Below are 9627 nucleotides of genomic sequence, written 5' to 3'. Positions count from 1 at the left end.
TCTTTTAGGCTCATCATCGGATACTGCCCTAAAGTTATTCTTGTCATTTTATTTGTGGCTGGGCTTTTATACTCTAAAATAAAAGATTTTTTGCCATTAGGGCGGATCTCGATTAGCATATTCTCGCCGTCACTAACAAAATATTTGCTCTCTTTAGGCTTTAGTGATTTTAAAAGGGTGTCATTTACTTGTGGGCTTGTCTTTGGCATAGTTTTTTACTGACCTATTTTTTAAAATTTTGTGGATTATATCATTAGTCAGTAAAAAAGTCAGTTAAAAAATATTTCGCTATCTTTTTACAACTTTTTACTTATTTTTACAACTTTTTACGTATTTTAGGGCTGTTTGTAGAGTTTAGCTGGAGTATCTTTTACAAGTTTTTATTTGTTTTTCTAAGTAGTGGTGTCCCCAACAGACTTTTAATAATATTAACAAAATATCGTTTTAATCGTAGTTTGTAGCGACGTTGTAAAAAATAGGTCAGTAAAAAACTCAGTAAAAGCTATTTTTGCCTATACTTTTTCGGCTCTATTAATCCAGCCTTTTTCATATCTAGCCAAAGTTGGGTTAGCTGAAATAATAGCCCGATAATAAGATATTTCTGCTCGGTCGTAGTCTTTATCAAAGCTCACTTCATTATACGCATTTATCGCGGCTAGAGTATTAGCGCCTAAAACGCCGTCCATTGTAACGCCCACAACCTTTTGAGCTACTTTAATGGCGTTTTTGCACCCAGCATTTACGCCAAATATAAACATTTCCGCCTGCTTTTGATAACTATTTATCTCATCAAGCCTCATGGCATCCCAGTAGTTCGCTTTGTAAAATTTCCCCACAAGCTCGACTAGGTTGTCGTCGTTATATAAAGCAATGCTAGCTTTTTTAAGATCGCCGTATGCGTTGATCGCTGCCTTTATTTGTTTCCACCCATTCCAGCTTGGATTTGCCACTTCGTAAATACCCATAAAAGTTAGCCCACTTTCTGTTGGGTTTTTATGTAGGGCATTTTCTGGACGGCTAAACTCTAAACTCATAAGCAGATTAAACGCTTGCATATAACTCATTTTTCATCCTTAAAATTATAGTCTTGTGGCGGCTTTGGCGAATAATCATCATAATAGCCACCGCCCCCAAAACTCTCTATTTTTTTATCGATTGCCTTATCAACGATCGCACTTATCCACGCCGTGCCACGCCACGCAAAAAAGCCACCAACGGCTAGGCTAAAGCGGTTTTCTTTCGTAAAATAAAATGTGACTTCGTAAAAAATCCAGCATATAAACATTGAGCTTATCGCGCTTATAATAGAATTTATTATTGCTTTGCCACTATGTAGCGGCTTATGGCTATCATTTTCAAGGCTTAGCACTCCGCCAACAAAGCCAACGACGGCAACCCAAAAATAAAAACCTGCCTTATTTAGTAAGTCCTCCATTACCTCCGCCTCTCTTAGTATTTAAATGTGAAAATATACATTATGACAACGGATAGTATTAGCTCAAAAATAACCATTCTATTTAGCCAAAATTTCTTAGTCTTTTTTATGATCGCTTCCATTTACGCACCCTTTTAAAAGTTCTTCACACGTCAAAAAATAGCCCATTAGCTCCTTTGCGCTTTGTAAATCACTAGGGCTATACTTTGGCTTTGTTGGCATTTTTTCAATGCACGCCACTGGGATAAATACATCTTGATATTGTGTTTTTACTATCACCTCAGGCTTTGAGCTACAACCGACTATAAAAAACGCCACTATTAGGCTACTTATTATTAGCTTCATTTAATAGCCTTTCATAAAAATTTAGCTTTTCCTCGCATGCGGCGTCTTTAACTGGCACTGCCACACGCTCAACCCTAGTTATAACACGCTCTTTTATCTTAGCTTCGTCTTGCTTTGACACGCTTAGGGCTTTTAGGCTTACATTTACAAGCTCTATCTTTGCTTTGCAAGTTTGCAAATCTGCTGTTATTACTGCATTGTCTGCCTTTTCTTGCGCTATCTTAGTTGTTAGCTTATCTATCTTATCGGCTGCGTTATTGTTTAGCCAGTAAAGCACGCCAACGACAAAGCTCAAAAATAAGATAGCCCCTATATAGAATTTATCACTCATCTTGCACCCTTTTTAATGGATTAACCACCCACACGCTTTTTAAAAATACCTTGTCGTCTGGTTGCATAAATGTATCTTTGTTGTATTCGTTCATCTCTGCTATGTCGAGCAATTTCCAGCCGATATAGATACGGCAATAAAAGCCACTTAAAAAGCCTTTGTAGCGGATCGTTTTGTAAAATCCAAATCGTGAACGTCCATCTTTTAGCTTTAGTGTGACCTTACAAAAGTCGCTTATTGCTCCGCCGTTGCTTGTGACTTTGATATTGCCTTGTACTCTTATACTTGACGGATCTATTTCGCTCACTTTTACGCCATTTATTCGGCTTGAAAAGTAGCCGATGCGATTTCTATATAGCCATAAAAGACGCACGAAATACGTCCTATTTTTGCCGTTTGGGTAGTGTTCTTTACGCCAACCACTATCACCGTTTATAGCGGAGTTCTCGCCGCCGTATAGGTCGCTTGCGTCCTCAAAGTATCGCGCCCACTTTGGCAAATGCTCGCTTTGCTTGTTGCAAAATAGTAGAGCGATCGGCACTACTATATAGCCAAGCATCTCTAGCGGTAGCTCAATAACTACAATACAAAAGAGTTGCCAAAGCTCTTTAAATTTAAGCATTACTCATCCTTTTTATCTTTTGGTTTTTCTTGCTCTTTTTCTTTATATTTAGGGCATTTAGGGCACTCGCTCCAAGTGCAAGCGCCGTCTTTATCTAGCTTTGATGCGCAAATTTCGCACCTTTTAATTTTTGCTCTCATTTCTTATCCTTTTTATTTGGTCTAGTTTTAACAATATCCGCGAATTCATCGCCGCTCAAATACCAGAACGGCTTTTTGCCATCTTCGTACTGAAACCTGCTAAAGTCATCTGGATGCGTTGCCAGATGACTAAACACTCTTAAAATGTTTGTCATATTGCTGTTATCCCAGCCTTCACACTTTCTAGCACGTAGAAAAACCACGATAGGGCATAAAATAATGCCTAAAACTAGGGATAAAACGCAGATTATTATGTAGCTCATATTTTTCTCCTATATTGAACGATCTATACTCCACAATAAACAACCTAAGCAAATCAAAGCCCCTACAACTAGCGATGTACCAGATACTATTAAATAGCTCATTTTTGCCCCCCTTACAGATGATCTGTCGGCGCTACCGTTATCGGCTCGCTCGTTGCGTTCAGCTTTTCGCGATCTGCGATCAATTCTTTATACTCCGCTCTTAGGTTTTCAAGCACGGCGCTGTTACCAATAATCAAAGCGTGGTTTATATAGTTTTTACACTCGGCGATCTCGGCTTCAACCTCTGCTAGTCTTTCGGCACGCTCATCGGTCTCACCAGCTAAAATCTCATTTAGCTCAGCTTCGTTTATCAACGTTAGCCCCTTTTGTATTGGCTTCTCATTGTCCTCGTATGCGTAAATTTCGTTATTTTTGTCTTTGTAGTATTTCATTTTGTTCCCTTACCTTAGTTCTTGCCACTCAAGCGGTGGATAGTTCTTGTATATGACTTTATATGTAGCTCCTGCTGGGATTAGCGCACTTATGATACATCCGTCCGCTGTGCCGTAAGATACGTTTTTAATAACTTTTACGCCGTTGATTTCCAACTCGCACGTTTGAGATGAGGATGATTGCTGCTCGCTCACCAGTATCATGATTGGTCTGCCAGTTGTGTTTGTATATACGACGCCATTTTTTCTTTGGCTCTTGACGTCCTGCCAAGTTTGATCTACGCCTATACTCTTGTTTATGTCCATTAGATCGCTTACAGCTTTTGGAGCAAATTTTTCGTCGCTCTCTTCTTTGGTGTATGCGTCAATCTTGTCGGTTTTTTTAAAAAAAGAGTCTTCGCACCATTTTTGTGTAGCCGCAATATCCCAAATTGTCGCCTCGTTTGCTGGGTTTTTGTTTGTGTTTTGGCTTTTTGCGATATAGATAACCCCATTTAGACTCACAACTGCTCCGATCGGATATTCTAAATCTTTATCCCACTCGGCAACGCCTCGCTGCAATTGATAGGCTAATGACTTATCCACACGGTTAAAAGCGGCGTTAAAATACTCCATAGGTGGAATAAATCCTAAATTCTCGGTTACGCCCCAGCCCCTTTTAATATTTGGAAACTCTACTATTTCGCCGTCTTTTGCATCACTAGCGAAAATCTCGTTTTTCGGTTTTTGGTGTATCATTGGTCCTCCTTAAATATCCTTGCAAATTTGCCGATGCCAAACCCTAAATTAGCCTTATTTTGGCTAAATCCAAAGCACTTAGCTTCAGCTATTAATATCACGTTTAGTCCCACGCCTACGGGGCGAGCTAAAATATCGTTTTTAAAAATCAAATTGATTAAGAATTGTGTAGTTTTGGTGTTTTTTAAGACCAAATTTAGGGTCATATCGTAGTTGTCAAATATGAAGTTACCAGCCCCTAATAAAAATTCTAGCGACTTGTAGATATTTTCCAAAGTGCCAGTTTGATAATTTTTAATAATTTTTGCTTTTATTAAAAATCTATAATCGCTATCGTTGAGATAAAAACTGCCTTTTAAAGAGTTGCCTAAGCGGTAAAACTCACCCTTATTAAAGCCTTGTTTTTTCTCAGTTTGGGTAAAGGCGAAAAAATATTTTAGTATTAGATTTTGTTGCTCTCTACTTACGCCTACGTGGCGACCGACCAAATCTAAAGCATAACCGCTTGCCGTATCAATATTTAAAATTTCGGCTACTTTTATGGCGTCGTCAAAGGTTTTATATACTTCATCATTTAGAAGCTTTGCGGTCGCCCTAGCCCTGGGCTTTTTGCGGTATTGCCAAATTAGCTCAACCATTACACTACCGCCAAATCAATATCGTTTTTATTGATCACGCATATCTCACGCACTGCTACTGGCAGGCTTTGTCTTCCGTTTATTGTGAATTGCGTAACCTCAAAGCCCTTAACATCGTTTATTATGCTATATAAGCGGCTAATATAAACGTCCTCGCCTATATTGAAAATGTGTTTAGATAATAGCTCTTTGATTTTATCCGTGTTTATATCCGTTGCGCCCTCTGTGCGTTTTATACGTAAAAATATTCTAGGGTTTATCTGCGTTGGGCGATCAAATTTAACCTCACGCTTAGCGCCTAGAAACTCAACCTCTAGCTTTGTTTGTCCTTGCACGCCACAACCGCCGATTTTCTTTTTTAGTATTGCTTCGCCTATTGCTGTATCATCACCGCCTAATACGATAGCGTTTAGGCTATGTGGTGCTACGCCGTTTGCATCTGTTTGGTTAGTGTAATTCTCCAAAACCTTGCATTGTTTTACGCCTTTTAAATTTAGTATGTAGCTTTCTAGCCCTTGACGCTCGTCGTTGTTGTTGATACTATGGCTTTGCATAAATCTAAGCAAAAGGTCGCCGTCGCTTTCCTCGTCAGCCCCTAAAACTGATTTTTGAGTAGCGACTATTCTATCAACGCCTAGGATTATCTCTTGCATTTCTAGCTCGTCTTGCTCGTTTATCCTAAACGCTCCCGTTTCTTGACTGGTTATACTAACGGCTTTTGACCCCTCTGTGCCTAGTGTTACTTCATAGTCGGTTACCCATAAATTGCTATTTTTATCTTTAAAAATTGTGCCTTTTTTGATAATAGTTCCACTAGCTCCGTGTATCGTTGCGCCGCTAGCTCTGCTATAATCTGCCGTTTTTCTTAGAAGTCCTGCGTAAGCTACGCGCTGGTCTAGCCACTCGCCAGTCGCCAAATAAGGGTCTAGCATTTGAGTGATAAAAGTAAGCACTTGATTGACCTCGCTTAACGCCTCGCTAAATAGCCCAATCATTTGCCCATCTGGTGTTGATGAGCCTAGCTCTAAATTTTCGCCGTAAATCGCCTTAAAGCCATTTTCTAAACGCTCTTTTATGGTCTCTAATTCATCGATTATTATTCTATTTTTACTCACTCGCATTTATATATAACCTTTGGCTTTCGTCGTAAATATCCCTATATTGCACCTCAATAGTTGCCTTGCGTTCGTTTGTGTTTATGTTTAAAATTTCTAAACTGCTAACGCCCTCAACGCTTAAGATTTGCCTTTTTATCTCGTCCCTCATTTTGTCTGTGTTAGGATTTTTTGATAAATAGTTAAACCACCTAACGCCATTTTCAAAATCTAAAAACCAGTCATTGTAAAGGCTTAAAATTTGCGTTTTAACGTTTTGGGATATTGCGGCGCTATCCGCTTTATGCCTTAGTAGCCAATCGCCCTCGCTATCTATCGCCCTTACTCTCATTTATTCCCCTTAGTTTGGTTGTGTAGTTGTGCCGCCGCTATCACCGCCATGTGTATGGTGTTTTAAACTTACGCCACTACCTATCATATCTTTGGCGGTAATTGTGCCACTACTTACGCTATTGCCCTCGACTTGTGAAAAATTGCCAACTAGGTTTTTATTCCCTACTTGCTTGTAGTCGCCCGTCTGTTCTATGTTGCCCTTGATTATGATTTTCCCCTCGGTTAGTTTTAGGTAGGTGCTTTTGCTTAGTGTTCGCATGCAAACGCCGTCTAAATCCACATCTTTAACCGCTTCTGGGCGTGGGCTAAAGCCAGTTAAAAAGAAGCCGTCCGAGTAGTCGTGTAGCCTAAAATCTAGTGGCTCACTTTTTGCCGCACTAGCAAACCAGCCGTCAATGCAACGCTCAGCAAATACACAAAGTCCGTGGTCGCCCTTTCTTATTGGCGTAGTGATCACAAAATCGCCACCTCTAAAAAATTGCACTGGCACATCATCTATCGGCGGCAATGGCACGCTTACGCCGTCACGTTTTAGCTCGTTTATCATTAGCTCAACTTGCACCGTATTATCGCCTGCGTTAAATTTAAGCACCTTAGCAGGTAGCGCCGTATGCATCCCTGCCTCAAAGCTTAATAATCCACTATCAAAAATTTGCGTTAAATTTGGATCGTTCATTTTTTCTCTACTTTGTGAAATTTTCCATTTATTGCGATTAATTCCGTTTGCCACGTATCGTTTAGAAAATCGCCACTATGCGTTAATTGGGTTATCTTGTAGTCGCCGTCATATTCGCTTAGAATTGATTGTATTCGCACTAGCGAGCCGATATTTAGTTTAGGGTTTAATAAGCACGTAACCCTTAGTCCGTCATCGGTCTTTTCTGGGCTATTGATTAAGCCAGTTTTTTCACTTAAAATAAAGCCCTCACTATCGTTGATAATTTTATCCTTTGGCAAAATGTTTAAATTGCCGTCTAATATATGCCAGTTAGCGTCATTATTTTTGGCTACGTGTTTTAAATAGTCCTTTATATCGCCGCTTAATACTTTACATCTTGGCAAGGCTTTATCTTTTGGCAAATCTACAACGCCTTGCTTTGAGCTTGACATCGCTTTAACACACATATTTACTACGTCACTATCTTTTACGCCAGCTTTTAGCGTTGTGTATAGCCTAGATTTTGAGTAGTCATTTTGTCCGTCACCACACTCAATATGGGTAATAAAATCTAAATCATTGCGACTGGTATAAGCTTGCGTTATTTGCCCTGCAAAAATTAATCTTGGCTCGTCGTAGCCTGCAAATAATTTCACTTGGTTAAAAATTTTATTCGCTATTTGGTTGCGGTTGTTGGCGTTTAGGTTATAAATTTCTATTTTGCTAGTGTTTGGCTCTTCGCTTATCGTTTTTTCAATATTAAAACTTATAGCGAGATTATCTATTACTATACTTTGCGTGCTGTTGCCTATTTCTAAGCGGTAGCGCCTGCCGTATTGCCTCACGTCCTATCCTTTGCTAGCTCGCTCATTGCTGTGTTAAACTCTTTTTTATCGACGGCGTAAAGCTTCAACCGCTCGCCCAGCTCGCTATAATCTACGCAATTAACGCCGCTTTTTGTGGTATCAACTAGCATTAAAACAAAAGGCAGGTTCTTATTAATAAGACTAGGAGCATTAACCGCCAAGCCCTTATTAAAAGCCAAAATTTTATTTGTGTTTAGATCGGTTAAATCATATTGCCAAACTGCTCCGACCTCGTTATACTTGAGTGTTAGCTCTAGCTCCATATCAAATATGTTAAAATTTTGCGTTTGTTTTAACTCTTTTGTTGTCATTATTTCGTAAATCAAAATATATCCTTTAAAAGGCTTGTTTTCTTTTGTTTAGGTTCGGTCTTGCCTAAATTAACACCTCTTTTACCTACATTTAGTCCTTTCGCCGTTTTTGTTTCAACAATAAAAACCTCCTCAAGCGTGAGCGTAACGTCAGCGTATAGATCGCTTTCAGTGGTTACCTCTATGCTTGTAATTAGCATATTCCTATATGTTTTTAGCCCTGTTGTTACGATCAAAAACTCGCCGCTCTTTTGCACTTCTAAAAGCTTTTCGTATAGGCTTTGTAGTCTATTTTTGGCAGTGCTATTATCCTTATTTTCTTTTCCGTCAGTTAAAAATGGTGCTATTTCGCGTATTTTCTTATCGACGCCAAAAATCCTAGCGTATCGCATCGCTTCGTTTTTTATATGCTTTACATTGTTGTAGAGTTTGTATGCCTTTTGGGTAAAACGATGGGCGGTTTTTATATATGGCAGATTAAAACGGATTACTTGCATAATCTCGTCAAATTGTGTAAAGCTAGGTGGCTCATAAGCCACTATTTTACCCTTGATTGTTATTTGTTTCGGCTCTAGCACAGCGTGATCTGCTACATTTGCCCCGCTTTCTATCGGATTTTTGGTAGTGCGTAGCGTGCTTTTATTGTTTTCTTGCTCGGTTGCATCTAATCTAAAAGTGCCTATCTTACGGCTTGTTACTTCGATCATTAATAGCCCCCTCTTAAATTAGCTTGGGTAAATGCTAGGTCGCTTTTTTGCCTATTGTTTATTATTTGGTTAGCCATTTGTGGGTTATTTGTATTTATATTAATAGTTGTTGTAGCTGTTCCGCCGTTATACTGTACCGATCTATTGTTGTCTGCGTATTGTGTAGCTAGTGCCGCCTTTGGCGTATCGTTGCCAAAGCCAAATAAATTTTTTGTCCCCTCCCACATATCTTTAGCGGTCTGACCTATATCAAAATTTTTAACGGCGTTGATAATCGGGGCTATATACTCGTCATATTGTTTTTTAATCCATTTAAACGGCACTTCAAACGCCTTAAGGATAGCGTCGCCCACTTCTTGAAAGCCTTGTTTTATCAGTTCCCAGTCGCCCGTAAAAATACCATATAGCATTTTAAATACGCCGATTATTGCATTTACGCTTTGGGTTATAAAATTAACCACAAAATCCCAAACTTCTTTTATTGTTGGTTCGATTTCTTTATATAACGCAATAGCTTTTTTGCCCCACTCGATACAAGGCTCCCAATAGTCACCAAATAAGCTTTCGCCGCCATCTAAATAGGTCATTAGATCATCAATTAGTAAAATAAGACCGCCTATTAGCAAAATTACCCAGCCGATAGGGTTGGTTAAAAATGCCGCTAGCATTGCACGTTTAACGACCTGTCTCT

The 9627-nt window shown here is 39.2% G+C and carries 18 protein-coding genes; all 18 read right to left on the bottom strand.

The genetic code is table 11. From position 1 onward, the window contains the following. Nucleotides 1–209, bottom strand: a 209-nt coding sequence (locus Q0296_RS08670; protein ID WP_298039414.1) for an Arm DNA-binding domain-containing protein, incomplete at its 3' end; no start/stop codon positions are given. A 303-nt stretch (nt 210–512) separates the two neighbouring features. Then, entirely contained in the window at nt 513–1064 is a 552-nt protein-coding gene (locus Q0296_RS08665) for a putative peptidoglycan-binding domain-containing protein (RefSeq protein WP_298039411.1), read from the bottom strand. Then, entirely contained in the window at nt 1061–1435 is a 375-nt protein-coding gene (locus Q0296_RS08660; protein ID WP_298039409.1) for a phage holin family protein, read from the bottom strand. The genes Q0296_RS08665 and Q0296_RS08660 overlap by 4 nt, the downstream gene beginning before the upstream one ends. A 96-nt stretch (nt 1436–1531) precedes the next feature. Then, nucleotides 1532–1780, bottom strand: a complete 249-nt coding sequence (locus Q0296_RS08655) for a hypothetical protein (RefSeq protein WP_298039408.1) — start codon at nt 1778–1780, stop codon at nt 1532–1534. Further along, complete coding sequence (locus tag Q0296_RS08650) at nt 1761–2111, bottom strand: hypothetical protein (RefSeq protein WP_298039405.1); 351 nt, start codon at nt 2109–2111, stop codon at nt 1761–1763. The genes Q0296_RS08655 and Q0296_RS08650 overlap by 20 nt, the downstream gene beginning before the upstream one ends. Then, nucleotides 2104–2733 carry a hypothetical protein gene (locus tag Q0296_RS08645; protein ID WP_298039403.1) on the bottom strand — a complete coding sequence of 210 codons (630 nt, stop codon included), beginning with the start codon at nt 2731–2733 and terminating at the stop codon, nt 2104–2106. Before Q0296_RS08645 ends, Q0296_RS08650 begins: the two co-directional genes overlap by 8 nt. Then, nucleotides 2733–2873 (bottom strand): hypothetical protein, encoded by a 141-nt coding sequence (locus Q0296_RS08640; protein ID WP_298039401.1) that lies wholly within the window; start codon nt 2871–2873, stop codon nt 2733–2735. Before Q0296_RS08640 ends, Q0296_RS08645 begins: the two co-directional genes overlap by 1 nt. Continuing rightward, on the bottom strand, nt 2870–3136 hold the full coding sequence (locus Q0296_RS08635; protein ID WP_298039398.1) for a hypothetical protein: 267 nt from the start codon (nt 3134–3136) through the stop codon (nt 2870–2872). Before Q0296_RS08635 ends, Q0296_RS08640 begins: the two co-directional genes overlap by 4 nt. A 113-nt stretch (nt 3137–3249) precedes the next feature. Further along, nucleotides 3250–3570 carry a hypothetical protein gene (locus tag Q0296_RS08630; protein ID WP_298039396.1) on the bottom strand — a complete coding sequence of 107 codons (321 nt, stop codon included), beginning with the start codon at nt 3568–3570 and terminating at the stop codon, nt 3250–3252. A gap of 9 nt (nt 3571–3579) precedes the next feature. After that, complete coding sequence (locus Q0296_RS08625) at nt 3580–4308, bottom strand: hypothetical protein (RefSeq protein WP_298039394.1); 729 nt, start codon at nt 4306–4308, stop codon at nt 3580–3582. Then, nucleotides 4305–4946, bottom strand: a complete 642-nt coding sequence (locus Q0296_RS08620; RefSeq protein ID WP_298039390.1) for a DUF2612 domain-containing protein — start codon at nt 4944–4946, stop codon at nt 4305–4307. Before Q0296_RS08620 ends, Q0296_RS08625 begins: the two co-directional genes overlap by 4 nt. After that, a complete protein-coding gene (locus Q0296_RS08615; RefSeq protein ID WP_298039387.1) occupies nt 4946–6067 on the bottom strand; it encodes a baseplate J/gp47 family protein in 1122 nt (373 codons plus the stop codon). Before Q0296_RS08615 ends, Q0296_RS08620 begins: the two co-directional genes overlap by 1 nt. Then, nucleotides 6054–6392 carry a hypothetical protein gene (locus tag Q0296_RS08610; protein WP_298039384.1) on the bottom strand — a complete coding sequence of 113 codons (339 nt, stop codon included), beginning with the start codon at nt 6390–6392 and terminating at the stop codon, nt 6054–6056. The genes Q0296_RS08615 and Q0296_RS08610 overlap by 14 nt, the downstream gene beginning before the upstream one ends. 9 nt (nt 6393–6401) lie before the next feature. Next, nucleotides 6402–7070, bottom strand: coding sequence for a Gp138 family membrane-puncturing spike protein (locus tag Q0296_RS08605; protein WP_298039381.1), 669 nt, complete (start codon nt 7068–7070; stop codon nt 6402–6404). Then, nucleotides 7067–7897: a hypothetical protein gene (locus tag Q0296_RS08600; RefSeq protein ID WP_298039376.1), complete on the bottom strand. Its 831-nt coding sequence runs from the start codon at nt 7895–7897 to the stop codon at nt 7067–7069. Before Q0296_RS08600 ends, Q0296_RS08605 begins: the two co-directional genes overlap by 4 nt. Then, on the bottom strand, nt 7894–8244 hold the full coding sequence (locus Q0296_RS08595; protein ID WP_298039372.1) for a hypothetical protein: 351 nt from the start codon (nt 8242–8244) through the stop codon (nt 7894–7896). Before Q0296_RS08595 ends, Q0296_RS08600 begins: the two co-directional genes overlap by 4 nt. Further along, nucleotides 8241–8936 (bottom strand): phage baseplate protein, encoded by a 696-nt coding sequence (locus Q0296_RS08590; protein WP_298039369.1) that lies wholly within the window; start codon nt 8934–8936, stop codon nt 8241–8243. Before Q0296_RS08590 ends, Q0296_RS08595 begins: the two co-directional genes overlap by 4 nt. After that, on the bottom strand, nt 8936–9627 hold a 692-nt coding region (locus tag Q0296_RS08585), incomplete at its 5' end, for a hypothetical protein (protein ID WP_298039367.1). The genes Q0296_RS08585 and Q0296_RS08590, both read right to left, overlap by 1 nt.

It is taken from the genome of uncultured Campylobacter sp. (genome assembly GCF_937890585.1).
GTDB lineage: Bacteria > Campylobacterota > Campylobacteria > Campylobacterales > Campylobacteraceae > Campylobacter_A.
The sequence above is the reverse complement of the archived record's forward strand: the minus strand, read 5'-3'. Positions and strand labels throughout refer to the sequence as shown.

Bases quoted from the DNA above. Each gene is read 5' to 3' on its own strand.
- Q0296_RS08625 (WP_298039394.1), bottom strand. From the start codon at position 4,308: ATGATACACCAAAAACCGAAAAACGAGATTTTCGCTAGTGATGCAAAA.
- Q0296_RS08660 (WP_298039409.1), bottom strand. From the start codon at position 1,435: ATGGAGGACTTACTAAATAAGGCAGGTTTTTATTTTTGGGTTGCCGTC.
- Q0296_RS08635 (WP_298039398.1), bottom strand. From the start codon at position 3,136: ATGAGCTACATAATAATCTGCGTTTTATCCCTAGTTTTAGGCATTATT.
- Q0296_RS08590 (WP_298039369.1), bottom strand. From the start codon at position 8,936: ATGATCGAAGTAACAAGCCGTAAGATAGGCACTTTTAGATTAGATGCA.
- Q0296_RS08645 (WP_298039403.1), bottom strand. From the start codon at position 2,733: ATGCTTAAATTTAAAGAGCTTTGGCAACTCTTTTGTATTGTAGTTATT.
- Q0296_RS08605 (WP_298039381.1), bottom strand. From the start codon at position 7,070: ATGAACGATCCAAATTTAACGCAAATTTTTGATAGTGGATTATTAAGC.
- Q0296_RS08630 (WP_298039396.1), bottom strand. From the start codon at position 3,570: ATGAAATACTACAAAGACAAAAATAACGAAATTTACGCATACGAGGAC.
- Q0296_RS08620 (WP_298039390.1), bottom strand. From the start codon at position 4,946: ATGGTTGAGCTAATTTGGCAATACCGCAAAAAGCCCAGGGCTAGGGCG.
- Q0296_RS08655 (WP_298039408.1), bottom strand. From the start codon at position 1,780: ATGAAGCTAATAATAAGTAGCCTAATAGTGGCGTTTTTTATAGTCGGT.
- Q0296_RS08665 (WP_298039411.1), bottom strand. From the start codon at position 1,064: ATGAGTTATATGCAAGCGTTTAATCTGCTTATGAGTTTAGAGTTTAGC.
- Q0296_RS08650 (WP_298039405.1), bottom strand. From the start codon at position 2,111: ATGAGTGATAAATTCTATATAGGGGCTATCTTATTTTTGAGCTTTGTC.
- Q0296_RS08640 (WP_298039401.1), bottom strand. From the start codon at position 2,873: ATGAGAGCAAAAATTAAAAGGTGCGAAATTTGCGCATCAAAGCTAGAT.
- Q0296_RS08615 (WP_298039387.1), bottom strand. From the start codon at position 6,067: ATGCGAGTGAGTAAAAATAGAATAATAATCGATGAATTAGAGACCATA.
- Q0296_RS08610 (WP_298039384.1), bottom strand. From the start codon at position 6,392: ATGAGAGTAAGGGCGATAGATAGCGAGGGCGATTGGCTACTAAGGCAT.